Below are 26,976 nucleotides of genomic sequence, written 5' to 3' on the forward strand. Positions count from 1 at the left end.
CTAAAAGAGATGGAAGTCATTCAAAGCATCAAAAAAGAAAAAACAGGGTATCTTTTAACAACCAAAAGTGGATTGACGATGACGATTTCAGAAGATTCACTCGTAAGGCATCGTCTCCTTAAAGGCAGTGAGGTATCAGAAGAGTTATTAAATCGAGTAAAAGAAGAAGCAAGTTTTGATATAGGGTATCAAAAAGCACTAAATTACCTAAGCTATCAATTACGGAGCGAACAAGAAATAACAGATTATTTAAAAAAACAAGAGATTAGTTTCCCACAAATAGTCAAGATTATGGATAAATTAAAAGAATTATCCTTATTAAATGATCAAGTATTTGCTGAAAGTTATGTTCGCACAGCCATTAGAACCACTGATAAGGGCCCTCAAGGTGTCAAAGAGTTTTTAATGAAAAAAGGGGTAGATGGTGGAACGATTGATGACGCATTGAGCTTATTTGATCACACTCATCAGTTGGTTTTAGGAAAAAGATTAACAGAAAAAATGTTGCGAAAATATCAACAAAAAAGTCAAAAAGAGCGTGTGAATAAAATTCGTCAACAATTATTTATAAAAGGATTTCACGCTGATGTGATTTCTCAATTAATCGACGAGCTAGATTTTGATGAGGAAGAAGATGAATATGGCTTATTAGTGAAACAAGGAGATAAATTATGGCGTCGTCATGAGCGATTGGATACACGAAAAAGGCATCAGAAGATAACACAAAGTTTATATCAAAAGGGCTTTTCATTTGATGATATTAATCGTTATATAGAAGAAAAAGAGATGGAGTTAGAGTAAAAAAATGAGTAAAGAGATAACTTGGACACAAGAAAAAACAGCCAGTTTTCAAGAGGATTTATTAACGTGGTATCATCTTGAAAAAAGAAACTTACCATGGAGAGAATCAACAGATCCTTATAGAGTATGGGTGTCTGAGATTATGTTGCAACAAACACAAGTTGTCACTGTGATTCCTTATTTTAATCGGTTTATGGAGTGGTTTCCAACAATTGAAGCGTTAGCCAATGCTAATGAGGATAAATTGTTAAAAGCGTGGGAAGGACTGGGGTATTATTCACGTGTCAGAAACATGCAACATGCGGCAAAAGAAATAGTAGAAACGTTTGATGGAAAGATGCCAAATAAAATAGAGGATATTTTATCTTTAAAGGGAATTGGACCTTATACAGGTGGAGCGATTGGGAGTATTGCATTTTCATTACCAGAGCCAGCAATTGATGGAAATGTGATGCGAGTCTATAGTCGCTTATTTTGTTTGGCTGATGATATTGCGTTACCTAAAACACGAAAAGTATTTGATCGTTATGTAAGAGACACCATGTCTCAAAGTGAGCCGGGCGATTTTAATCAAGCCTTAATGGATTTAGGTGCTACGATTTGTACACCAACTAAGCCATCGTGTGATACTTGTCCTATACAAGCATACTGTGAAGCAAAACAAACGAATACGATATCTAAATACCCAGTGAAGAAGAAAAAAGAAAAAGCAAAACCTCTTTATTATGTAGCCGATATTTTACAAAATGATACAGGCGCTTTTTTATTGGAAAAACGACCATCAGATGGGTTGTTAGCTGATATGTGGACTTTTCCAATGAGGGAAGTAACGAAAAAGGATTACGATCGTTTCTCACAAATTTATGACTCACAGGATATATCGACAGGTGTAGTAGCTGAGCAATTGAGTTTATATGATGAAGCAGACAATGTAAACGGTAAAAAGCTTTTAGGAATTGTAACACATATCTTTAGTCATCGAAAATGGCATATATTAGTGGTTCAAGATGAGCTAAAGGGGCTAAATAATACTCATCTAACTAATCAAGAGTGGAGTTATTTAGACGAATTTCCGCAGTACGTTTTTCCAAAACCGCAACAAAAGATGGTGGAACTACTAAAGAAAAGTATGAATAACTAGTGATATAATAGAGGAAGGTATGCTATAATAATTCTGATATTGGTGTTAAATAATAAATTTAATGCCCATGTGAAAAATTGGCAATTATTGTCAAAGAAAGCAGGATTAAATAGTGATGCGTGTTCCTAAAGAGGGAGAGTTTATCACGATCCAGAGTTACAAGCATGACGGAAGTTTACATCGAACTTGGCGCGACACAATGGTCCTAAAAACAAGTGAGTGTTCGATAATTGGCATGAATGACCACACACTTGTGACAGAATCAGATGGACGCCGATGGGTGACGCGTGAACCTGCTATTGTATATTTCCATACAAAATATTGGTTCAACATAATTGCTATGATACGAGAGAAAGGAGTTTCCTACTATTGTAATCTTGCCTCACCTTATGTCTTGGATGAGGAAGCTTTAAAATATATTGATTATGACTTGGATATAAAAGTGTTTCCTGATGGAGAAAAACGCTTATTAGATGTTGATGAATATGAAGATCATCGAAGACTAATGAATTACCCAAACGAAATTGATATTGTTCTTAAAGAAAATGTGAAGATTTTGGTAGACTGGATTAATGAAGGAAAAGGTCCTTTCTCTGATGAATACGTCGATATTTGGTATAAACGGTATCAACAATTATCAAGAAAATGAAGCAACTGTCTGTTTCGTAAATTCAGGGTTTGATAAGCAATGAAGAGGTTAACAAAAAACGATGAGAGAGCGTCATCGTTTTTTGTTATTTTTTTGTTTTTGAAACGAAAAAAATAACCATTTTGTTTGAATTTATTATGTTATACTTTTTACAAGATGAATAAAGGAGGGTATTTAAGTGAAGAAAAAACTATCTATCCTATTCTTAATAAGTGCCGTTCTTTGTGTTGGTCTGATGATAGTGAAGTTGTCTCATTCAGACAATTTTGCCTCTGAAAAAATTATTCGAGAAGTCATTGAGCCAGAAAAGAAAGTAATGACAATACCAAAGGAAGCATCTATTAATTATAGTAAAAAAAGACAAGTTATGTCGATTAAAGAAATGTAAGGGGTTATAAAAATAAACAAGACAAAGAGAGACTCTTTGTCTTGTTTATTTTTATATTGTTTTTTTCATATATTGGTGTTCAATAGTTGCTTCCCGATATGTATCACCAAAGGATTCGTATCCTAGTGAACGATAGAAATCAAAAGCATGCAGCTGTGCACCTAAAATAAGAGTAGAGACATTGTATTGCTTTGCGACATCTTCTACATAAGTCATAAGTTGTTTGCCTACTCCTTTTCCTCTTGCTTCTTTATCGACAGCCACACGTTGTACTGCCATAGTGGTTTTATCAATTGGTAGTAATCGGACGGTTCCTAAAGGTTTTCTATTTTTATCATATAAGACACAATGAATGGCTAACTCCTCATCAGCTATCTCAATAGATTTAGGAATGTTTTGCTCTTTTACAAAAACATTTAATCGAATGTCTTTTGCATCATGATAAATAGTAGAGTGAAGATCATTTGTATGAAGCAGTTGTGACATATTTTTGTCTCCTTTATGTGGTTTGTATAATTTTATCAAATTAGCAGTTTTTTTTAAACAAATAGATTATAATAAACATACGTGAATTTAAATAAAGTGAGGGGACTATATGTTACAAAAATTAAAATCGTCTAAACTAATGTTTTGGTCACTTGAATTACTTATTATAGCAACGTTAATTTTAGTAGGAACACAAATTAACTTTTTATTCAAACCGATAGGGACCTTATTTACTACCATGTTTTCACCAATTATTATATCAGGTTTTTTATTTTATTGTGTGAACCCAATTTTATTATTTATGTTAAAAAAAGGGGTTAAAAGAACATGGGCTGTAGCCATTATTATGCTATTTTTAGTGGGCATAGTGCTATTACTTATTATGTCTGTGATTCCTAATTTGATAAAACAGATAACCATGTTGACTAAATCAGCACCAGATTTTTATGTGGCAATTGAAAAAACAATTAATGAAGTTGCTCATCATCCCGTGATGAAGAATGTGGATATTCAACAGTATTTAGAACAATGGAATATTTCGTTTGGGAATATTGTCAAAACAACTTTATCTAGTCTAGGAAATGGATTAGGTTCATTTATTTCTTCTATGGCAGGGATTGTTATGATTATTTTCACTGTTCCGTTTATCTTGTTTTACATGTTAAAAGATGGGGATAAATTTTTACCAAATGTGATTCGCTTTTTCCCGGAAACACATAGGAAAGAGATGACAGGATTACTTATAAAAATGAGTCAAACCATCTCAAAATATATCAGTGGTCAGATGATAGAGTGTTTATTTGTTGGCGTGGCAACCAGTGTAGGGTATATGTTAGTTGGTGTCAATTACGCCTTTTTATTTGGTGTCATAGCTGGACTATCTAACATGATTCCTTATATTGGACCGTATATTGGGTTAGCACCTGCACTGTTTGTTACGGTATTTACTGATCCTGTTAAAGCCATTCTAGCCTGTATTGTGGTGTTGATTGTTCAACAAATTGATGGAAATATTATTTATCCAAATGTTATAGGAAAAAGTTTGGACATTCATCCTCTTACTATTATTATTATTTTGCTAGTGGCAGGAAATATCGCAGGTCTTTTAGGAATGATTTTAGGTGTTCCTTTTTATGCAGTGTGTAAAACAATAGTCGTTTATGTCTATGATATGATTCAATTAAATAAACGTATAAAAAAAGAAAATACTCCCGTTAAATAATATGGGGGTATTTATCTTTTATATTGAATTTAACTGTTATTTATGATACGATTTTCGGAGGAATATTAAAAAGAACGAATAAATGTTAGGAGAGAAAAGCTTATGAACGCTGACCCTGAGAGTCAGTCTATTTTTATCAATATTATTATTTTGGTTGTTTTAACGTTACTTAATGCGTTTTTTGCTGCTGCGGAGGTTTCCGTTATTTCGGTAAATAGAAACAGATTGGAAAATAAGGCTGAAGAAGGAGACAAAGCATCCATTAAATTGCTGGGTCTAATCAATGATTCAGGAAATTTTTTATCGACTATTCAAGTAGGGATTACGTTAGTTACTATCTTGTCAGGGGCTTCTTTGGCAAATTCTTTTGCTAGAGAGTTAGCACCTGTTTTTGGTGATGTTGCTTGGGCAAAACAAGCATCACAAGTGATTGTACTAGTGTTATTAACGTATATTTCTATTGTATTTGGGGAATTATATCCAAAACGAATTGCTTTAAATAAACCTGAAGCGGTTGCTAGATTTGTAATGGGACCTATTTCATTGTTAGGTAAAGTGATGAGACCGTTTGTATGGTTATTATCAAGTTCAACAAATCTCTTAAGTCGTATTACGCCAATGAAGTTTGATGATGAAAAAGAACGTATGACTCGTGAAGAAATGGCCTATATGCTAACTAATGAAGGGGTCTTAGATTCTGATGAGTTGGAAATGGTGCAAGGTATTTTTGGATTAGACACTACAATGGCTAGAGAAGTAATGGTACCACGTACTGATGCTTTCATGATTGATATTCACGACTCAGCAGAAGATAATATTGATAAAGTATTAGGAAACAATTTCTCAAGAATTCCAGTTTATGATGACGATAAAGATAAAGTCATCGGGATTCTACATTTAAAAAACTTACTAAAAGAAGCCAGAGAAAAAGGATTTGAAAATTTAAATCTGTTGAATGTGATACATGAACCATTATATGTACCCGAAACGATTTTTATTGATGATTTATTAAGAGAATTAAAGAAAACACAAAATCATATGGCTATCTTATTAGACGAATATGGTGGTGTATCTGGTTTAGTAACGTTTGAAGATTTATTAGAGGAGATTGTTGGTGAGATTGACGACGAATCAGATGAATTAACGATTGATCATTTATTAAAACAAGTAAGTGATAATCAGTATCTCATTGAAGCACGTATGTTAATTAATGATTTTAATGAAAAATTTGGAACAAATATTTCGATGACAGATGTTGATACAATGGCTGGATTTATGATTACTGAATTGGGAGTGATTCCTGAAAAGGATGAACGCTTAACCATTCATGTCGATCATATTGATTTGACAACGTATAAAGCAGAAGGAACACGATTGTTAGAAATACTTGTGACAATCAATGACGTTGAAGAAGAGGAAGATGACAAATATTATAAATCACGTGATGATGATTAATAGACAGTGAGGGATTACCATGAGAAAAGTGATTACATATGGAACATTTGATTTGTTGCACTACGGACATATTAACTTACTACGTCGTGCAAAAGCACAAGGTGATTATCTGATTGTTGCTTTATCTACTGATGAATTCAATTGGAATGAAAAACAAAAAAAGTGTTATTTTTCATATGAAAAAAGAAAAATGTTGTTAGAAGCAATACGTTATGTGGATTTAGTTATACCAGAACAAGCGTGGGACCAAAAAATAACCGATATTGACGAATTTAAAGTGGATGTATTTGTGATGGGAGACGATTGGAAAGGTCAATTTGATTTTGTGAAAGAAACAGGAGCAGATGTTGTCTATCTTGAGAGAACTCCTGAAATTTCAACAACACAAATTAAAAAAGATTTGAATAAGAGATAAAAAATAAAAAGATAAATGATAAAATAGATCTATCATTTATCTTCAGACTGTAGACAAACTAATTACTCATTAAGAGTAATTGGATTGTCTTTTTTATATTCTATGATTAATTTAAGTAAATAATTAAAAATAGAGCCCTCTAGGTCTCTTGATTTAAGTATTTTTGCTAATTTTTTTATATTAAGACATGCGAAAGTAAGCCCAATTTTCATGTGCATTTTTTCTTTTCCTATTAAGTTGATATAACGTAATCCATGGAATTCTTTGGCTGTTCCAAATAATCTCTCAATCGTCTGTTTACGATTATTATAGATAGATTTCATTCCAAGGGAATGACGTATGTCCTCACATCGTTCCATATCTTCTTCCCATAAATGACGTTGGACTTGTTTTCTCTTATCCTTTGATTGCGTACATCTATCTATTAAAGAACACGTCATACAATCACGAGGGTTACTTTTATACTCTCGATAACCATCTCGATTAGTTGTCGTATAAGTTAGTGTTTTCATATTGGGACAAATATATTGATTATAGTATTCGTCGTAAACATAATCATATTTTTTGAAAAAACCTTTCTTGGTCATGGGTCTTTTATATGGAAAAATAGGTGTTAAGATGGTCACTCCTTTTGGACCTCGAAATATTTTATTAACTTATCTGATGTTAAGTGTTTCTTTAGGAATACTATGGGCTAATTTATCAAAAAATATCGAGAGTAGTCATGTTAACAAGTTAAATAAACTAGTTAAAGGAATGATAATATGCTGCAGTTTGTTCTATGTTTCATTGTATGCAATTAACGCTTTTGAGAACAATCGTAGAATCAAGCTTATAAAACAGGCAGATGAATCTAATCAATCAGTTGTAGAAATCAGAAGACTACCTTTCTCATTTTTAGGTCAACAGCTTGATAATATACCTATGGGAAATAGACAAGATGAGTATAAAGAATATTATGATATTTCAAAGAATATTGAAATAAAAATTGTAAATAGAACAATGCCATTACCATGGAAACAGACAAATAATTAAAAACTAGTTACTTTTTGTACTAGTTTTTTCTTGTTTAATCTGTAAATAAGTATTAAAAATTAGATGCTGATTAACACGTTTAAAGTATATTTTATATAGGTAAAAAGAAAGTATCATTAGATTAATATGTATGGTACAATTTATTAATGACAATGATTAAATCAGTAAAAGATAGTCTATTAATGTCTTGTTTTAATTGTGTACGTTTGAGAAAAGAATTAATAAATTATATCAATACAAATTTATATTTATTATCAACAAATTTGTTAAAAGTAAAGCCCAACCTAATAGATAAGGGAGGCTTATTTTATTGGATATATTGTGAGGAGAATATATAGATGAAGGTTTTAATTATAATACCTGCATATAATGAAGATGCAAGCATTTTATCAACGATTAGATCAATTGATAAATATAAAAGTGAGAATCATTCTTTGGTTTTGGATTATGTTGTTATTAACGATGGCTCAACCGATAATACAGCTCGTATTTTGTCAGAACATGGCATTTCTAGTATTCATTTAATTAGTAACTTGGGTATAGGTGGAGCAGTTCAAACGGGCTATCTTTACGCATTTTACAAAGATTATGATATAGCTGTACAATTTGATGGAGATGGTCAACATGATATTAGTTCCCTTAAAACTTTGATTAACCCGATTATTAATGGAGATGTCGACTTTACGATTGGGTCGAGATTTGTAGAAGGATCACCATCAAAATTTAAAACATCATTATTTAGACGTATGGGAATAAATTTAATTTCATTTTTTATTAAATTTAGAACAGGAGAAAAAATTTTAGATGTTACATCAGGTTATAGAGCTGCTAATAAGGAAATTCTTGAATACTTTTCTAAAAATTATCCAAGAAAATACCCAGAGCCTGAAACAAATGCCATTTTAATAAAAAAAGGTAAACGAGTAGAAGAGGTTGGTGTTAATATGTTTGAACGTAAAGAAGGAAAATCTTCTATCACTCCGTTTAAATCAGTGCGATATATGGTTGAAGTATTAACATCAATAATACTATTATCAGATAAGGGGGAATAAATAAAGTGGAAGCTTTATATTTATCAATGATCTTTTTTTCTTTACTTTTTTTATTTTTTGTAATTAGGTCTATAAAAAAATCGACATTTAGTTTAGAGTATTCTTTACTGTGGTTAACTGTTGCAATCATTATGGTAGTATTCGCAATTTTTCCTAAATTACCTGAATATTTAAGTAGTCTATTAGGATTTGAAACAATGTCTAATTTTATATTAGTTATGGCTGTATTATTTAGTCTACTGCAGCTAATTTCAATGACGAAGCAGATTACAAAACAAAGTAATCAAATAAAAAAATTGATACAAGAAGTATCAATTTTAAAAGAAGAATTTAAAAATAAGGAGAGAGATAAATGATACTTTTTTTTATTTATGTTATTTTATCATCATCAGGAATAATTTTATTTAAATTAGGTTCTACAGACTTATCAATTAAAATTATTAACAATCAATTGAATATGAATTTTCCAGGGTTAAGTATTTTAGGGTTATTTTGTTATCTTATAAGTTTTGTTTTATGGATGATTATTATTTCAAAATCTGATGTTAGTTTTATAGTTCCCTTGGGGTTAGGACTTACTAATATCTTAATACTAGTAGGATCTTCTGTGGTATTAAAAGAGGAAATAAGTCTTTATGGTATCATAGGTATTGTATTAATACTTGCAGGAACGTTACTGATTAATAAATAATCAAAAAAGTGAAGGAGAAGGTAAAATGATTGAAAAAACACCACAATTTTTCATTAATTGTTTGTGGAAGAATAAATATCTTATTTTGATATCAGTTATCATAACCATAATAGGAACTAGTTACTCTACAAATTTCAATAATATTTACTGGAAATTTGTTGTGGTAATATTTGGGGTTTCAGTGATTCCACTTTTACTAATATCTAATGTAAAGATTGAGAAAATAGTGTTTGTAACTATCCTGTTTTTTGGTTCTTTCTTAGTTATTTTTTCCCCAGTTTTTGATAGTTTGGACGAGCCAGCACATTATGGTAGAGCGTTATATATATCTGAAGGAAATTTTAAGCTTTATAATGACAATGATAAATTAGCTATTTCAAAAGATTATGATAAACTGACAAAGATGACAGAATACAATGGTATTAATCGACTAGATCCCAAGGTAAATTTTTTCCATAGTAATTTATTCAGCATGAAAAGTGATACAAGTAAAAAAGTTGAATCGAAAATAAAAGCAACTAGATCATATAGTTCATTTGTATATTTTCCAGGAGCTTTTGGATTATGGTTCGGAAAAATGATTTCGAATGGCAATTTAGGAGTTATGTTTTATTTAGGGAGATTCTTTAATCTTTTGATGTATGCTATTATGGCTTTCTTTGCTATTCGAATAGCAAGTAAGTGGAAAATACTATTATCAGTCTTTGCTGTGCAACATTTTCCAATATATTTATCCGCCTCTTACAATCAAGATGCATTCTTTTATGGACTATCGTTATTAATTGTTGCTAAGTATATTCAGCTATTTGATAAAGAGGAAACAATAAGTTATAAAGATGTTGTGACAATATCGATTATGTGTGGACTTATGGCTTTTACAAAGCTACCATCCATCATGCTTATAGGCTTAATGCTTTTTATTCCAATAAGTAGATATGAATCTAAAAAAGTTTATTTCAGTAATTTCGTTGCTATATTTATTATAATTATTGAAGGCTTGTTGTGGAGTAGGCATTACTCTAGTATAATGCCGACAGATTTGCCTAAATCTGTTAATGAAGCACAACAACTGCAGGTTATATTAAGCCAACCTTTAATGTTTTTAAAATCACTTTTATCAAATAGTATGAAAACGGTCCTTCAACTTAAACAATATTTTACATTTGGTTGGTCATTTAAATATTCGGAACTTGCGTATATACTTTATTTATTATTTATAGGATCTGTTGTATTTATGTACCCAATAAGATTAAGGCACAAAATTGGTAATTGGTTTAAACTAGCAATTGTTGGTGTATCCACAGGTATTATTTTGTTGACTAATATTATTATGTATATATCTTTTACAGGCGTTGGTGAAACAGAAATTAGAGGAGTACAAGGAAGATACTTTTTTGGGATATTTGTTTTGAGTATATTTGTTTTTAATTTATCAGAAAAATTATTTACAGTAGATGAATTTGGTAGGCAACCATATTTTAATGAAGAAAAGTATAATAGAATTGTATTATTTGTTTCAATATTATTTTTAGTATGGATGTGTACAATGCGAGTTGGAGCATATTATTAAAAATCTAAATAAAGGTATTAATATGGAAAGGATTTAAAAATGGCTTTATATGGACTAAAAAGAAAATCTAAGAGTGATTTTAATAAGAAAAAAAGTGAGTATTATGGTGCAAATTATGAGTCAGCTGTTATAGATGAAGATATGATTGTCTATGAGTCAAGGGATGGAAAATCAATAGTTGATTCGCCCTATGCAATTTTTTTATCATTAGTTAATGATAAACGTTTTTCAAATTTTAAACATGTTTGGGTGATTAACCCTAATGTTCCATTTATTAAAGAAAGTATTCCACAGGATTTACGAAAAAAAGTGATATTTGTTGAACGAACTAGCTTAGAGTATGTAAAGGTACTACTGACAGCGAAGTATTTGATTAATAATTCGACATTTGAATCTTTTTTTGTTAAGAAAAACGAACAAGTTTATATCAATACATGGCATGGTACTCCCTTAAAATATATGGGATTTGATATTCCTGGAAATCCTAATCATTCACAAAATGTTTTGAGAAATTTCTTAATGGCAGATTACATTTTATCTCCTAATGCTCATACTTCGGATATTTTTATTAAAAGTTACAAACTTGAAGGGATTTATCCTGGTAAAATTTTAGAAGGTGGATACCCAAGAATTGACTTTACTCTTCATTCTAACAAAGCAGATGTAATAAATAAGATAGAAAATTATGGGGTTACATTAACTGGAAAGAAAATAATTTTATTTTGTCCAACTTGGAAGGGACAGTCTGTTCATAAGGCGACAGATGATATTGATCAAATTGTTGAAGAAACATTGCAATTAGCTAATCAGTTTGAAGATGAGTATGATGTATTAGTTAAAGTTCATCCTTTTATTGCAGATAAGGTGCTAAAAGATGGTCGGATAAATCAACATTTAGTATCGAATTTAATCGATGCTAACGAAGTTTTGGCTATTACAGATATTTTAGTGACTGATTATTCTAGTATATTTTTTGATTATTTGGTAACAAATAAACCCATTATTTTTTATGCGTGGGATCGAGACTTATATCAGATAAATAGAGGTATGTACTTAGAAGAAAGTGAGTTGCCTGGTCCAACTGCTGAAACATTGCGAGATTTATTTGACTGTATTAATCATGTTGAAGAATCTCATAAAGAATACCAAAAAGTATATAAATCTTTAGCTAAAAAGATGGTTCCATATGATGATGGAAAGGTAACAGAAAAGTATATTGCACGTATTTTTGAAAATATAAAAACAAAAGATATTAAAGAGTATCAAGTTGATTCTGATAAGAAAAAAATATTATTATTTCCAGGAGCTATGAAAAGCAATGGAATAACATCTAGTGCGTTGAATTTGATAAACAACATTGATTATAGTGAATACGATGTAACAGTTATATTGAACTCTCGAAGTCCTATAGAATCTGTGAAAAATATTAAAGAAATTAATAAAAATGCACGTTTGATTTTTAGGTTTGGTCATGCCATTCTAAGTAGGGAAGAAGAAAAATTAAATAATAATTTTAATGTAAATGGATTACCTAAAGATGATAGGGAAATTTACCCTGAACAAGCTTATAAGCGAGAAATGGCACGCTTAACTGCTAATTTATCCTTTGATGTATCGATAGATTTTAGTGGGTATAGCTATTTTTGGGGACGACATATTTTATCAGCTAATGCTAAAAAATATGTTGCATTTATGCATAATGATTTAGTAGCTGACTCCATGAGAGAAGTAAATGGTAAAATGCCACAATATAATGATTTAAATGCTTTGTTCTCAATTTATTTTATGTTTGATAAATTATTAAGTGTATCACCAATGACAAGAGATGTCAATTTAGAAAAATTGGGAGATTATGTAACAAAAGAGCAAATGTCTTATGTTTACAATACAATTAATATTGATCAAATACTTGGTAAAAAAGAATCCATAATGAAGAAATCTGATAACGAGTTAGTAGTTGTGAGAAAACCACTTCAAGCGTTAAATGATGCCTTACTAGATGTCTATAAAAATTTACCGGATTTAGAGCTAAATGTTTCGTTTAGTTTTTCATTACAATTAGATGATAAAGTAACTCAACATGCAACATATAAGTTGGGTGAAAAAATATATGTTAAAGTAAGTGTTAATGATACTTATATAGGATGGATTGATCAAAGTTATGTTAAAGAAAAAGAATTCGAATTATACAATGTTAAACCGTATCATACTATATCAACTGCATCATATCCTTTAAAACAACCAATTTGGAATCAAATTCGTAAAAATAATGAAACAGATGAAATAATAACCTATATTGGATATTTTAAAGATAGATATATTGAAACTGATAAAATAGCCAAGACTAGTGGAGGACGTTATGTCAGAGTAAAATATAATGGAAAAGTAATCGGTTGGATGTCTCCTCGACCTTTAAAAAGAACTCATAAAATTTCTTCTATTTCGCCGTTAAAACTTTATTTCAATAATAAGTTGAAGAAAAAGGAATTGGCTTCTCCTGTTGTTTATACATCAAAGATAGAAAGAGTTAGGTTGTATGGGAAACTAAATACAACTCAGTCAATAGATATCTATAATGAGCCTAAAGGAACAACAAATAGTGTCGTTATTAGTACTTCGGAAAATTATGTAGATGAAATACTTTTAATTGATAAAATCGCTTGGATGGGACAAGAACGCTATTATAGTATTTCTTTAAGTACTAATGAAAAAATTGGTTATATTCAAGCAGAGTTCGTTGATGAGTTATCAGAGGAAACTTATAAAATATTGAAAAGAAAAGAAGCACAGGATAGAATTGAAGCTTTTAGTTTGCCTAAGGTGGATTTGAGTTATCAAAAAGTTCCAGATTTTGATGATTCTTATTATAATATTGTAAACATGGGTAGGCTATCTCCTGAAAAAAATCAAACACATTTAATTGAAGCTTTTGCAAAATTTAATCAGGATGTACCAAAAAGTCGATTGTTCATTTTAGGAAAAGGTCCTTTAGTTTCTTCTTTAATAGAAACAATTAAAACACAAAATATGCTTGGAAAAGTTTTTTTATTAGGCCATATTAAAAATCCATTTAATTTTATTAAACGAACTGATTTATTTGTTTTACCTTCTTATTATGAAGGGCAACCAATGGTATTGTTAGAATCAATGGTTTTAGGGCTTAATATATTAGGTTCTAATATTCCTGCTAATATTAATGTGATTGGTAAAGACGAAGAATATGGTTTTTTAACTGATGGAACAGAAATAGAGGATATTTATAAAGGGTTCCATCGAATTTTTCAGTTTAAAGGTAAATTTAAAACATTTGATTATGTTAATTACAATAAAAAGACAATTCAACGTTTTTATAAAGAGATTGATCCAAATAATAAATAAATTATTTAAAGACGAGGCTGGCCCAAAAGTAATTTATTAAATAAAAATCACCAAACTAATAAAACAGAAATCCCATGAAATCAATATTTTAATAAACTGATTTCACGGGATTTTTTCTATTTTAAGACTTCTGGGTCAGCCTCGTCTTTTTTATAATTTTATATTAAAAATTAACCCACAAATAAAAAAATAATTGAATGTAAGCCTATTCTTTATAAAGTCCACATTGACAGTGTTTTAAGGGAGCTATAAAATAAGTTCAGACGTTTAGTAAGCAAGGGTGTAACGTCAAGAATTGGAGGAAAATAAGTTGGGAATGACTGTGTTCAATGAAACAATCGTATTGATTTTTTTTATGTTTGTCGGTGTCTGGTTAAATAAGCGGGATAAATATTCACCGGGAGCCAATATTTATATTGGTTATTTACTGACAACAGTTGCTTTACCTGCGGCCATTATTAATAGTTTTCAAGTGGATAAAAGTGACCGGTTATTAGTTATGATGAAACAAACGGCTATTTATACATTTATTATGATTGTGGCGACATTACTTATTACGTATTTAATTGCAACTTTGTTTAAGAAAAAAGAGATGTTACGAAGTTTGTGGGTAGTAAGTTTAACTTTCTCTAATATCTTATTTATTGGTATTCCTATTGTTGGTAAACTTTATGGAGAAGTTGGATTGATTGTATTAGTTGTTTGTAATACTGTAACAAGTTTGTTTTTATTCACGGTAGGGATTATGTTTTTATCAAATAGTCGAGAAATCAGAATTCGAAGTATTTTGACCACACCAGCTATTTTAGCAGCTGTAGTCGGTTTTGTGTTGTTTATGTTTGGTGTAAAATTACCAAAACCAATTCATACTTTTAATGTTGATTTGTCGATTATGACGGCATCTTTATCAATGATTATCAATGGTAGTTTGTTCTCGCAAGTAAAACTAAAAGAGTTGTTCTTTGATAAAGATAATTTACAATTTCTATTTGTTAGAGCGATTATTATACCCATTATTTTTATTCCAGTATTGAAATTCTTTATCACAGATCCAATTATTTTAGGTGTTTTAGTGCTGCTTGCTTCAATGCCAGTGGGTTCACTGGATGCTATTTTGGCAGAAGAGTATGCTGGTGAAGGAACAAAAGTATCACAATATATTGCATTGACAACTGTCACAAGTATGGTAACATTACCAATTATTATGTCATTAATATAAACAAAAAAAGTATCTGAGAGGATGCTTTTTTTGTTTATATGGTATAATTTTTAAAACTGAACGTGGAGGAAAAAGAAGTGATTTATACACGATTAGCCAAAAGAGAAGATGTTCCACAAGTTATGACAATTATAGAAGAGGCAAAAGAGGTATTGAGGAAAACTGGAAGTCCTCAATGGCAAGAAGGTAAGCCTGATGAGTCGCTAATTTATTCAGACATAGAAGAAAATTATGGTTATGTGTTAGTTTATAATAACGATATTGTAGGATACTTGGCGATGATTAATCAAGAAGATAAAGACTATAGCGTATTAGCTAACTGGATACAAACTAATGATTATGTTGTGATACATCGGGTAGCCATTTCTTCAGACTATCAAGGACGTGGACTAGCCTCTTATTTCTTTTCAAATAGTATTAGTATTGCACTAAGTCAAGGGTACAAATCTGTTAGAATTGATACACATCGAATGAACACAACGATGCAAAATTTATTGAAAAAATTTAATTTTATTTATAGAGGGCTAGTGTTTGTTGATTCAGATATAGATAGAGAACGATTAGCTTATGAATTAATGATGACATCATAAAATAAAAGATTGTTAATTGGAATAAAAATTTGCTAAAATCGATTGATGATGTCAATCAATCGATTTTTTACGGGAATGGGAGGTGCTTAAATGAACGTGACAATAGTTGGGGGGTCTTTCGCTGGCGTTTATTGTGCCATAAAAGTGAAAGAATTATACCCTTCATTTGATGTATTATTAATTGAAAAGAAGGAAAAGATAGGATATATCCCAAGTGGTTTATCTATGCTATTAAACGGTGAAATTGATACTTTAGATGAAGCCTATTTCATGACAAAAGAGGAACTTGAAGAAAGTGGTATCATAGTGTTAACTTCTACGGAAGTGATATCATATGATTTATCGAACAAAATGATACAAACTTCTAATGGCATTAAACTGTTTGATAAATTGGTGTTGGCAACTGGTTCTTCACAAAAATCATCTAAGATGTTTGATGAATTTAGTGATATCAAAACATATAAAGATAGAGAATCAGCAGAAATAACTTTAAAATCTCTTACTGAAGTACAAGAAGTTGTTGTTATTGGAGCTGGGCAAGCAGGTATGGAATTAGCAAGCGGATTAATTCATCATGGAAAAACAGTTCATGTGATTGAAACGATGGATTATCCTTTGTATAAATATTTTGATAAAGATTTTTTGGAATCGTTTTATACGACAACAGGAAAAATTGAAGGCTTGACGTTTTACTTTAATGAAACTGTCAAGCAAATTGACGACTCAACACTTCTTTTTTCTAGTGGCAATGCGATAGACATTAAAGAGAAACTAGTGTTAAGCGCTAATAGTGTGAGACCAGAGTTATCTATTTTTGATAATCAATTAAAATCTAATAGCGATAATACTATTTTCGTAGATGATTATCTAGAAACATCTGTTCAAGATGTGTTTGCTGTAGGAGATTTGATTCAAGTGCCAAGTTTTATTTTTCAAACTAATGTGTACGCACCTCTGATTGTTAATGCTGTTCAGACAAGCTTAACTTGTGCTAAAAATATGATAGAAAAAAAAGAAATACTCAGACCAATGCTGAAGACGATTGGTGTAAAGTTATTTGATTATTATTTAGCTAGTACAGGATTAATGGAGTCAGAGGCTTTTTTATATGATGAGAGAGTAAAAAGTGTCATGATGACGTTACCTATATCAACTATTTATAAAAAAGATGTTACAGTGAAACTAGTATATAATGCCTTAACGTATCATTTGTTAGGCGTTCAACTTATTTCAAAAGAGCCTGTACTAGATAAGATTAATACCTTCGCCTTAATGATTAAAGAAAAAATAGATATTAGGACATTAAATCAACTACCGCATTTTTATCATGCAGTCTTTGCAAATACATCTCTGAGTTTCGGCGATGCGTTTGGAAAAGGAGATGACTTGAGTGAAATTTGAGGATCTACTTGAAAAAAAAGAGGCGAAGCAGTTAATGTTGTTAAAGCATTTGCTATTAAAGGATAGCATGTCACAAATCAGTACATTAGCAAAAGAACTTGATATTACAAAATCATCTCTTGAAACATACATCGCTGATTTAGTTTGGATTAATGATGAATACAAAGGACTAGCAACCTTAACTTATGATGGATACTTGGTGTCTTTAGAGTTAGCTCCAAGTTTTTCATTAGAAATGATTGAACTTAACTTATATAAACAGTCAATCAAGTATCAAATTATGAATTATTTATATCATCATTTTGATTACTCAACAGCGGCTCTGACCACACGTATTGGTATTAGTGAATCTACTCTTTTTAGAAAAATAAAAGAATTAAATATCTTATTAAAAGAATTTAGATTAACTATTTGGCAAGGAAAGTTGATTGGAGAAGAAAGTCAGATACGATATTTTTACTATTGTTTTTATTGGTATTTAGATAATTACGCACAAAAAGATATTCCCTTCAAGCAACAATCATTAATTCAGGCAATTCAGAGGGGATTGGGTGTCTCTTTTTCAGAAGAAAACATGAAACGAATCAATTTGTGGCTACTTATCTCCAAAAAAAGAATTAGTTTTATATCACCTATTTACACAGAATTAAAAGAAAAAATGATTCCTTATGAACAAGATTATTTGTTTTTAGAACTAAAATCGATTGTATTACGTCTGTTGGGGCATTATGCTGTTGAGGTAGATGAAGAAGAAGCTATGATTCATTTTAGTTTTCTTATGAGTTTTCAAGTGCTTTCTCAGCAAGACTACCACCAGTATGCCATTATTAGATCAAAATTGACACCTGTGGGATTAGTGGATACGTATATTTTAGAATCTTTGATATTATATTATACGCCACTTAAATTATCTCACCAATTAGAAAGTCAAATTAATTACTATTTATCTCGTATTCATTCAAGATTATATTTTTTTTATGGAATGATTGAATCCTTATCTAGAGAGTATATTTTAGAAACGGAGAAAGAATGGTCAGGACATGTGATTTATCCTTTAGTTGAGAGCTTATTTGACTCAGTTGAAGGGGACTATGTTGGGTTTTCAAGCGAGAATAATGCTCAGTTGATTGCACATTCTAAATTACAATATTTACACGTCATCGCTTTAATCGATAGTCATATTAATAAAAATGTTAAAATAGGTGTGAAATTATTATTAGAGGATGTTTACCAGGAAGTGTCCACTACACGATTAATAAAAAAACTTAACTGTTTAAATGGAGTTAGTTGTAGTAAATATAAAGATAATCAATCTTTTGATTTAATTATTACTAACAAACCATTGACGCATATAAATACTGAAGTTTATTTACTTTCAGAATTAGGGACAAGCTATGATATGGCTCATATTATACAACTTATTAGGAACATATCAACTCGTAAAATGAAAAAAGATATGACTGTTAAAAAAATTCAATTATAATTGGTATAACTCATGTTCGCTATAGAGATAACTTGAAACAGTCAATAATTTTTAAAATTAAATAATTATTGACTGTTTGTATGATCAAAAAAAAGGTAGAATGAATTCATCAAAAAGAAAACGCTATCTTAAGTGTTTGGGAGGAATTATCAATGACAGAAAAATCTTATATTATGGCGATAGACCAAGGGACAACAAGTTCTAGAGCAATTATTTTTGATAAAGCAGGAAATAACGTAGGCAGTTCTCAAAAAGAATTTACCCAAATTTTTCCTGAATCTGGTTGGGTAGAACACAATGCAAATGAGATTTGGAATTCAGTACAGTCAGTTATTGCCGGCGCGTTAATCGAGTCAGGCGTTCGTCCAACGCAAATTAAAGGTATAGGTATTACAAATCAACGTGAGACAACAGTCATTTGGGATAGAAAAACAGGTAAACCAATCTATAATGCCGTTGTATGGCAATCAAGACAATCTGCACCATTAGCTGAAAAATTAAATGAAGACGGTTACGCAGATATGATTCATAAAAAAACTGGTTTAGTCGTTGATGCTTACTTCTCGGCTACAAAAGTTCGTTGGATTTTAGATCATGTAGAAGGAGCACAAGAAAGAGCTGAAAAAGGTGAGTTAGCCTTTGGAACAATTGATACATGGTTATTATGGAAGTTAACAAACGGAGCGTCTCACGTAACAGATTACTCAAATGCTGCTAGAACAATGATGTATAACATTCATGACTTAGAGTGGGATGACGAAATATTAGAATTATTAAACATTCCAAAATCACTATTACCAGAAGTAAAAAGTAACTCAGAAATTTACGGTTATACTCAAAGTTTCCACTTCTATGGTAGTGAAGTGCCAATCGCTGGTATGGCAGGGGACCAACAAGCTGCATTGTTTGGTCAATTAGCATTTGAAGAAGGATCAATTAAAAATACTTATGGAACTGGTGCATTTATCGTCATGAACACTGGTGAAAAACCACAATTATCCAATAATAAATTACTAACAACAATTGGTTATGGTATTAATGGAAAAGTTTATTATGCGTTAGAAGGTAGTATTTTTGTTGCTGGATCAGCTGTTCAGTGGTTAAGAGATGGGTTACGTATGATTGACTCATCGGCAGAATCAGAACAATTAGCAAATGATTCAACAAGTGATAACAGTGTATATGTCGTACCGGCCTTTACAGGATTAGGCGCACCATACTGGGATCCAGATGCTAGAGGAGCAGTGTTTGGCTTAACACGAGGTACAACTAAAGAAGATTTTGTTAAAGCAACACTACAAGCCATTGCGTATCAATCAAAAGATGTTATTGATACGATGCAAAAAGATGCTGGTGTGAACATTCCATTAATTAAAGTAGACGGTGGAGCAGCAAATAATAATTCTTTATTACAATTCCAAGCAGATATATTAGATATTAATGTTCAACGTGCTTCAAATCTTGAAACAACCGCATTAGGTGCTGCTTACTTAGCTGGTTTAGCAGTTGGCTTCTGGAAAGACTTAGATGAATTAAGAGAATTTACCCAAGAAGGTGACATCTTTACTCCTCAAATGGGTGAAGAAGAACGTACTGAGTTGTATGACGGATGGAAAGAAGCAGTCAAAGCAACACAACTATTCAAGAGAATTAAATAATACAATATAAGGACTGATGACAATGAGTTTTTCTTTAAAAACAAGACAAGAAAGTATTAATTATTTAAAAAATCATTCGGTTGATGTATTAATTATTGGTGGTGGTATTACAGGAGCGGGTCTGGCTTTACAGACCGCTGCTTCTGGTATGACTACAGCATTAGTTGAGATGCAAGATTTTGCTGAAGGAACATCTTCACGTTCGACTAAACTAGTACATGGAGGTATTAGATACCTTAAAACATTTGATGTTGAAGTGGTATCAGATACAGTGAGTGAACGGGCGAATGTCCAAAAAATAGCTCCTCATATCCCAAAACCTAATCCAATGTTATTACCAATCTATGATGAACCAAACAATACCTTTTCTCTATTTTCTTTAAAAGTAGCAATGGATTTATATGATAATTTAGCACACGTTACCGGAACAAAATATGAAAATCGTGTACTAACAAAAGAAGAAGTATTGGAAGTTAGCCCTCATCTAAATCAAGACAAACTTCTTGGTGGTGGTATTTATCTTGACTTTAAAAATAATGATGCCAGATTAGTGATAGAAAATATTAAAAAAGCACATGAAGATGGGGCTCATTTATTAAGCAAAACGAAAGTGATAGGATTGATTTATGATGATCATCATAAAATATCAGGCGTTCATGTAGAAGATGTGTTAACTGGAGAAACGTATGACATTCATGCTGATGTCGTAGTGAATACAACTGGACCTTGGAGTGATACGATTCGTGGGTTATCAAAAGATCAGACTGTAACAAACCAAATGAGACCAACTAAAGGGGTTCATTTAGTGGTTGATTATGATAAGTTACCTGTGACACAACCAGTCTATTTTGATACAGGGTTATCTGATGGTCGAATGGTCTTTGTCATACCAAGAGAGAATAAGACATATTTCGGCACAACGGATACCGATTATACAGGAGATTTGGTGCACCCAACAGTGACACAAGAAGATGTTGATTATCTGTTAAAAGTTGTTAATAATCGTTTCCCTAAACGAGATATTACTTTAGAAGATATAGAAGCAAGTTGGGCAGGATTGAGACCGCTTTTATCTGGAAATGCGGGTTCAGATTATAATGGTGGATCAAAAGCATCGTTGTCAGATGAAAGTTTAGAGTTAGTCATTCAATCTGTAAAAGATTTTGAAGCAGGGATAGGGTCAAAAGAATCCATTGAACAGACCATTAAAAAAGCTAAGACAAGTAGTGGTGAAAAAGAGGTATCTGCTTCTTCTGTGTCACGTGGAAGTAGCTTAGATGTGACAAAAGATGGATTAGTGACATTAGCAGGTGGAAAGATTACCGATTATCGCTTGATGGCAGAAGGAGCACTAAATTTGATTGCTTCAATTTTAAAAGAAAACTTTGGTAGAGAGTATCATTTGGTTGACTCTAAGCGTTATCCTGTATCAGGTGGAGAATTTGACCCAACAAAAGTCGAAGAAATGACTGAAGTATTTACAAAATTAGCTATAGAACAAGGCTTGAGTAAAGAAGAAGCTAGTGATTTAGCTAATCTTTATGGAGCAAATATAAATAAAGTCTTGTCATATGATAAAGTTGATTTTATGGGATTAACCAAAGCAGAATCGATGAGTTTAATGTATGCGCTTGAAGAAGAGATGACATTAACGCCAGTTGATTATGTGTTACGACGTACAAATTATTTGTTATTTAAACGTGATCGCTTAGAGAAGATAAAAGAGGCTATTATAAATGCTATGTCTCAATATTTTGAGTGGAGACAAGAAGAAGTGAGCAATTATACAAAAGAATTAGATAATGCAATGTCAGAATCATTTTTATCAGACTTGAAAATAGAAGGGTGAGTTAAATATAATGGACGCAACGAGTTTACAAATTTTTAGTGAGTTTTTAGGAACATTGATTTTGGTATTACTTGGTGATGGTGTAGTAGCTGCTGTTAGTTTAAATAAGAGTAAAGCTCAAGGAGCTGGATGGGTTGCTGTAACACTAGGATGGGGAGCAGCTGTAACGATCGCAGTTTATATTTCTGGATTTATGGGGCCGGCTCATTTAAATCCCGCTGTGACATTAGGATTAGCAATAGCAGGTGATTTTTCTTGGAATTTAGTGGCACCATTCTTTATCGCACAAGTTTTAGGTGGTATAGTAGGAGCAATTTTAGTTTGGATTACTTATTTACCACATTTTGAAGCAACAAAAGATGAAGCAGCTATTCTTGGAACATTTGCAACAGGACCAGCGATTCGTAATTATACATCAAATGTTGTGACTGAAGCAATTGGAACATTTGTTTTAGTGTTTGGTTTGTTAGCATTTGGACAAAATACATTTGCAGACGGATTCAATCCAGTTGTTGTTGGAATATTAATTTTATCACTTGGCCTGTCTCTAGGAGGTCCGACAGGATATGCAATTAATCCAGCTCGTGATTTGGGTCCACGTATTGCGCATCAGATGTTGCCCATCAAAAATAAAGGTGGGTCTGATTGGTCATATTCTTGGGTACCAGTTGTAGGGCCATTAGTGGGTGGCGCGTTAGCTGCTGGTTTATGGATGATGATTCCTTTATAGAATAAAAAGTATTAAAGTTGTTAGATTGAGCTTGTCTCATCTGACAACTTTTTTTAATTAAAAAAACACTTCTTTTTTTTTTGTTATTAACTTGTGTTATTTTTCTAAATAATTCATAATATACATATAAAAGTGTTATTTATTAAATGTGACAGATCTCAGATGAAAATAGATCGTTAAGGGGACAGGAAAATGAAAAAAATTACACCGTATTTATTATTATCGACTTTAGTATGTCAAAGTCTATCTGTAGGGACCATTGTCCAAGCAAGGGATCTTCATAAGGTAGATAGTGAATTAATAAATCAAGAAGTAGCAGAAACAACTGATAGTACAACTGAAATGGTACCAAGTAATGACACTGATACTGTGGTAGAGGATGTACCGAAAAACACACCAGAAGAAAAACCAGAAGAAAAACCAGAAGAAAAACCAGAACAAAAACCAGAAGAAAAACCAGAACAAAAACCAGAACAAAAACCAGAACAAAAACCAGAACAAAAACCAGAACAAAAACCAGAACAAAAACCAGAACAAAAGCCAGAACAAAAACCAGAGCAAAAGCCAGAACAAAAGCCAGAACAAAAGCCAGAACAAAAACCAGAACAAAAACCAGAACAAAAACCAGAACAAAAATCCGAACAAAAACCAGAACAAAAGCCAGAACAAAAACCAGAACAAAAACCAGAAGAAAAACCAGAGCAAAAATCCGAACAAAAACCAGTGGTTAGTTATCCTGCTCAGTCAGAAGCTACTTATTTTGGTGATGCCAGTCAAATAACTAGTAATAAAGAAAATTCACCAATTCATTTTGCAGTCACAAAAACAACACAAGAGTTCATTAATGAGATAGGTGAATCTGCTAGAAAAATTGGTCAAGAATATGACTTATATGCTTCAGTCATGATTGCACAAGCTATTTTAGAATCTGGAAGTGGTCAAAGCTCTTTATCAGCTTATCCAAATTATAATTTATTTGGTATAAAAGGTGAATATAAGGGCGAATCAGCTTCTTTTTATACATTAGAAGATAATGGTTCTGGTCAATTATATGGTATTCAAGCAAAATTTAGAAAATACCCTTCAACAAAAGAATCTCTTGAAGATTATGCAAAATTAATGAAGTCAGGACTAGCATCTAATGAAAACTTTTATAAAGGAGTCAGTAAAAAGGAAGCTAAGTCATATAAAGAAGCAACTGCTTTTTTAACAGGAAAATATGCGACAGATACACGTTATGATGAAAAATTAAATTCTTTAATTAAAACATATGATTTAACTTATTTTGATCAAGCAGTGAAAAAAGGTAAGCGTGTAACAAAACATAATAAACAAGTAGATACTTATGAAATTATGAATCCAGAATCAAAGAAAAAAGCCATCTTTACATTACCATTGGATGAAAAATACATTATTTCAAGCCCATTTGGACAAAGGGGAAGTGAACATCATGATGGAATCGATTTAGCTATTGCTGCTAATACACCTGTACTTGCTTCTAGTGATGGTGTGGTTGTTGGAACAGGATTTGATCCGTCTGCAGGAAATTATGTGATTATCAAACATTTAAATGATTTATACACAAATTATTTCCATTTAAATTCAATTAGTGTGTCTCTTGGAGAAAAAGTAACAAGTGGTAATATTGTTGGATTAGTTGGTAGCACTGGAAATTCAACAGGAAGTCATTTACATTTTGGGATAAGTACAGATATGTGGAAACATTATTTAAACCCAACATCATATTTTGACTTTTAATTAAATGTGAATAGATAGCCGTTTATTATAGGTTATCATTTTCAATTTTGACTAAATAGTAGTAGACTAACCATGTAATAATAAATGTGCTATTTTAGGAGGAGATTTATATGACAAACTATGATAAGAAAGAAGAAAAAGTATTAGATGATATTGCTAAAGTAATGGAAAAATTAGACAAATACTTAGATGAAGAAGTTAGTTTAGAAGATACTCCTGATAAAAAATACGAAATTAAAAAATGGTATGTGCAACGTAGAGCATTACATGAGATTAAACGTCTATTACATGATGTGGATAAATATGATAAGTATGAAGCAAAAGAATTAGAACAGTTTGAAAAAGATTTTGAAGGATTAGGATTAGATGTAGAAACAGTTGCGTTTATCACTAATTACTTCTAAAAAGAAAATGAGAATCCCCCGAGAAGCTATTCTCGGAGGATTTTTTTAGTTTAATTTAGTAAGATATTTCATCGCAATGTTACAAGCTAAATCTTTATCCACTGTTGATAATAACCATATTGCTGAAAGTATATATGCTTTATCTAAGTATATATACTTTGTTCAGGTGTTAAGAGGGTCTTATTAGTTGGTGAAAGAGCAGCGGATAAAACATCCTCAGGGTGATCATTGTGAACAAGAACTCCACCTGTACCAATAATTGTCGTGAAGAGTCGTAAATCCTTGCCATATTGATGATAAATCGTACGAGAAGGTGTTTGCTCTTTTATATAGTAGCCAGCGTGACGATTAATCGCTGTTTTAATGGCGATTTTTGCAATAGTGTTATCCATGATTTTTTCTTCTATAGTATCAGCAATGTATTCAGGGTGTTGACTTCTAAAATGACATTTTTCTTTAATCGTTTCCTCGTCAAAAGAAGTATAAGTAGCAAATGATTGATAAGAGGTACTTTCTAATAAACTATTAGCAGAGTAACGCATTCCTAAATCTCCTTAGACAGTTCTCTTACTAAATGGTTCTTCTAATCCATCAAATTGGACGTTTTTTTGTTGTTTTTTGCCGCTATCAATGGAGTGGATATCCGTCGTGGCTCCACCTACATCAACAATAAGAATATTTCCAAAACCTTTATTTTTTTTCGTTCCTTTCGATAAAAGCTCTGCAGCGTATAAAACAGAGGATGGGGTAGGAATAATATCGTTAGATAATGAAGCTTGTATGTCACCCATTCCTTTTGCTTTTACGATATTATGAATGAATATTTGACGTAATATTTTTCTAGTTGGTTCAGTATTTAGTTGATTGATTTGCGGCATTACATTTTCTGTAAAACGGAAATTAACACAAAATTGTTTAAAAAGCGCTTTTATTTCTGGATAAGTTTCTCCATTTCCGGCTACTACGACGGGTACTTTTAAAGAAAGTTCGGTTAATAATGTAGCATCTTTTAAAATATTTTTTCATTTCCTCCATTTGTTCCCCCACTTAAAAGGATAACGTCTGGTTGAAGTTGTTCTATTTCTTCTATATCATGAGGCTTTAATCCATAACTGTAGACTTTTAACACTCTAGTACCAGCACCTAAAGCCGCTCGTTTAGCAGCTTCTGCGGTTAAAGTAGGAGATAAACCGATAGCGACTATTTTAACCCCTCCCTTAGCTGAGGAACAAGCTAATACTTTATCTATATGAGGTTTGTTTACACCAGAAAACAAATCGTTATAGGCTTGGTTGTATCCATCTAATACATTTGTTTCAACTGTCGTATAGGCTTTGCTAGTTGTAATAATGTCTTGTTTCACATCATCAATCGCAGTCAATTTAGTGTAGGTACTTCCAAAATCTGCTAGTAAGTATATCGTCATTTTTATCACCTCTAAAAAAATTTTTTGTTATTTAATTATTTTTTTAACATAATTTTTTTATCTAATAATCGTCAAAACTCTTTTTTAAAAACGATGAAATTTTAATGAGTAAAACTAGAATAAAAAATCATTTTATTTTTGATAAGGTATTTAAATTGTCAATATGATAAAAAAC

General features: G+C 31.4%; 24 protein-coding genes and 2 pseudogenes. 22 read left to right on the top strand and 4 right to left on the bottom strand.

Annotated elements, in window-relative coordinates; translation table 11 throughout:
• Nucleotides 1-9 precede the first annotated feature (9 nt).
• From recX to MN581_RS05105, 4 genes are all read left to right on the top strand, one after another.
• Complete coding sequence (gene recX, locus MN581_RS05090; protein ID WP_241699311.1) at nt 10-801, top strand: recombination regulator RecX; 792 nt, start codon at nt 10-12, stop codon at nt 799-801.
• A gap of 4 nt (nt 802-805) precedes the next feature.
• A complete protein-coding gene (gene mutY / locus MN581_RS05095; RefSeq protein WP_241699312.1) occupies nt 806-1,942 on the top strand; it encodes an A/G-specific adenine glycosylase in 1,137 nt (378 codons plus the stop codon).
• 115 nt (nt 1,943-2,057) lie between these two features.
• Complete coding sequence (locus tag MN581_RS05100) at nt 2,058-2,591, top strand: DUF402 domain-containing protein (protein ID WP_117972596.1); 534 nt, start codon at nt 2,058-2,060, stop codon at nt 2,589-2,591.
• Nucleotides 2,592-2,769: 178 nt separating this feature from the next.
• Nucleotides 2,770-2,979 carry a hypothetical protein gene (locus tag MN581_RS05105; RefSeq protein WP_241699313.1) on the top strand — a complete coding sequence of 70 codons (210 nt, stop codon included), beginning with the start codon at nt 2,770-2,772 and terminating at the stop codon, nt 2,977-2,979.
• Between the two features lie 51 nt (nt 2,980-3,030).
• Here MN581_RS05105 and MN581_RS05110 read toward each other — a convergent pair whose 3' ends face one another.
• On the bottom strand, nt 3,031-3,465 hold the full coding sequence (locus MN581_RS05110) for a GNAT family N-acetyltransferase (RefSeq protein WP_241699314.1): 435 nt from the start codon (nt 3,463-3,465) through the stop codon (nt 3,031-3,033).
• Between the two features lie 109 nt (nt 3,466-3,574).
• Between MN581_RS05110 and MN581_RS05115 the strand changes: the two genes are divergently transcribed.
• The 3 genes from MN581_RS05115 to tagD all read left to right on the top strand — a co-directional run bounded on the left by MN581_RS05115 (nt 3,575) and on the right by tagD (nt 6,557).
• Nucleotides 3,575-4,687, top strand: a complete 1,113-nt coding sequence (locus MN581_RS05115) for an AI-2E family transporter (RefSeq protein WP_241699315.1) — start codon at nt 3,575-3,577, stop codon at nt 4,685-4,687.
• Nucleotides 4,688-4,789: 102 nt separating this feature from the next.
• Nucleotides 4,790-6,142, top strand: coding sequence for a hemolysin family protein (locus MN581_RS05120; RefSeq protein WP_241699316.1), 1,353 nt, complete (start codon nt 4,790-4,792; stop codon nt 6,140-6,142).
• 19 nt (nt 6,143-6,161) lie between these two features.
• A complete protein-coding gene (tagD, locus tag MN581_RS05125; protein ID WP_117972601.1) occupies nt 6,162-6,557 on the top strand; it encodes a glycerol-3-phosphate cytidylyltransferase in 396 nt (131 codons plus the stop codon).
• 58 nt (nt 6,558-6,615) lie between these two features.
• On the opposite strand, the pseudogene MN581_RS05130 reads toward tagD, so the two are convergent.
• Nucleotides 6,616-7,174 (bottom strand): annotated as a pseudogene (locus tag MN581_RS05130) (transposase); the annotation flags it as partial.
• A 1-nt stretch (nt 7,175) separates the two neighbouring features.
• Here MN581_RS05130 and MN581_RS05135 point away from each other — a divergent pair.
• The 15 genes from MN581_RS05135 (at nt 7,176) to MN581_RS05205 (ending at nt 25,375) form a co-directional block, all read left to right on the top strand.
• The gene (locus MN581_RS05135) at nt 7,176-7,592 is read left to right on the top strand and encodes a hypothetical protein (protein ID WP_117972602.1); all 417 of its coding nucleotides are present in this window, start codon (nt 7,176-7,178) and stop codon (nt 7,590-7,592) included.
• A gap of 338 nt (nt 7,593-7,930) precedes the next feature.
• Entirely contained in the window at nt 7,931-8,644 is a 714-nt protein-coding gene (locus MN581_RS05140; RefSeq protein WP_117972603.1) for a glycosyltransferase family 2 protein, read from the top strand.
• Between the two features lie 5 nt (nt 8,645-8,649).
• The gene (locus tag MN581_RS05145; RefSeq protein ID WP_241699317.1) at nt 8,650-9,000 is read left to right on the top strand and encodes a DUF2304 domain-containing protein; all 351 of its coding nucleotides are present in this window, start codon (nt 8,650-8,652) and stop codon (nt 8,998-9,000) included.
• Nucleotides 8,997-9,335, top strand: coding sequence for an EamA family transporter (locus MN581_RS05150; protein WP_117972605.1), 339 nt, complete (start codon nt 8,997-8,999; stop codon nt 9,333-9,335). The genes MN581_RS05145 and MN581_RS05150 overlap by 4 nt, the downstream gene beginning before the upstream one ends.
• Before the next feature lie 25 nt (nt 9,336-9,360).
• The gene (locus tag MN581_RS05155; protein WP_117972606.1) at nt 9,361-10,905 is read left to right on the top strand and encodes a DUF2142 domain-containing protein; all 1,545 of its coding nucleotides are present in this window, start codon (nt 9,361-9,363) and stop codon (nt 10,903-10,905) included.
• A gap of 39 nt (nt 10,906-10,944) precedes the next feature.
• Nucleotides 10,945-14,283 (top strand): CDP-glycerol glycerophosphotransferase family protein, encoded by a 3,339-nt coding sequence (locus MN581_RS05160; RefSeq protein WP_241699318.1) that lies wholly within the window; start codon nt 10,945-10,947, stop codon nt 14,281-14,283.
• Nucleotides 14,284-14,599: 316 nt separating this feature from the next.
• Complete coding sequence (locus MN581_RS05165; protein WP_233519167.1) at nt 14,600-15,502, top strand: AEC family transporter; 903 nt, start codon at nt 14,600-14,602, stop codon at nt 15,500-15,502.
• A gap of 77 nt (nt 15,503-15,579) precedes the next feature.
• Nucleotides 15,580-16,092, top strand: coding sequence for a GNAT family N-acetyltransferase (locus MN581_RS05170; RefSeq protein ID WP_117972609.1), 513 nt, complete (start codon nt 15,580-15,582; stop codon nt 16,090-16,092).
• Nucleotides 16,093-16,182: 90 nt separating this feature from the next.
• Nucleotides 16,183-17,493, top strand: coding sequence for an FAD-dependent oxidoreductase (locus MN581_RS05175; protein WP_241699319.1), 1,311 nt, complete (start codon nt 16,183-16,185; stop codon nt 17,491-17,493).
• The gene (locus MN581_RS05180; protein ID WP_241699320.1) at nt 17,483-18,976 is read left to right on the top strand and encodes a helix-turn-helix domain-containing protein; all 1,494 of its coding nucleotides are present in this window, start codon (nt 17,483-17,485) and stop codon (nt 18,974-18,976) included. Before MN581_RS05175 ends, MN581_RS05180 begins: the two co-directional genes overlap by 11 nt.
• Before the next feature lie 152 nt (nt 18,977-19,128).
• A complete protein-coding gene (gene glpK / locus MN581_RS05185) occupies nt 19,129-20,634 on the top strand; it encodes a glycerol kinase GlpK (protein WP_241699321.1) in 1,506 nt (501 codons plus the stop codon).
• 22 nt (nt 20,635-20,656) lie between these two features.
• Nucleotides 20,657-22,483 (top strand): type 1 glycerol-3-phosphate oxidase, encoded by a 1,827-nt coding sequence (gene glpO, locus MN581_RS05190; RefSeq protein ID WP_241699322.1) that lies wholly within the window; start codon nt 20,657-20,659, stop codon nt 22,481-22,483.
• Nucleotides 22,484-22,493: 10 nt separating this feature from the next.
• A complete protein-coding gene (locus MN581_RS05195) occupies nt 22,494-23,213 on the top strand; it encodes an MIP/aquaporin family protein (RefSeq protein ID WP_117972614.1) in 720 nt (239 codons plus the stop codon).
• 192 nt (nt 23,214-23,405) lie between these two features.
• Nucleotides 23,406-24,971 carry a glucosaminidase domain-containing protein gene (locus MN581_RS05200; RefSeq protein ID WP_241699323.1) on the top strand — a complete coding sequence of 522 codons (1,566 nt, stop codon included), beginning with the start codon at nt 23,406-23,408 and terminating at the stop codon, nt 24,969-24,971.
• A 110-nt stretch (nt 24,972-25,081) separates the two neighbouring features.
• Entirely contained in the window at nt 25,082-25,375 is a 294-nt protein-coding gene (locus MN581_RS05205; protein ID WP_117972616.1) for a hypothetical protein, read from the top strand.
• A gap of 143 nt (nt 25,376-25,518) precedes the next feature.
• Here the strand turns inward: MN581_RS05205 and MN581_RS05210 are convergent.
• Together MN581_RS05210 and MN581_RS10160 are read right to left on the bottom strand one after the other, a co-directional pair.
• Nucleotides 25,519-26,391 (bottom strand): annotated as a pseudogene (locus MN581_RS05210) (glutamate mutase L).
• Nucleotides 26,385-26,801: a glutamate mutase L gene (locus MN581_RS10160; protein WP_347247402.1), complete on the bottom strand. Its 417-nt coding sequence runs from the start codon at nt 26,799-26,801 to the stop codon at nt 26,385-26,387. The pseudogene MN581_RS05210 and the gene MN581_RS10160 overlap by 7 nt, the downstream one beginning before the upstream one ends.
• Between the last annotated feature and the right edge of the window lie 175 nt (nt 26,802-26,976).

It is taken from the genome of Vagococcus sp. CY53-2, assembly GCF_022604695.1.
GTDB lineage: Bacteria > Bacillota > Bacilli > Lactobacillales > Vagococcaceae > Vagococcus.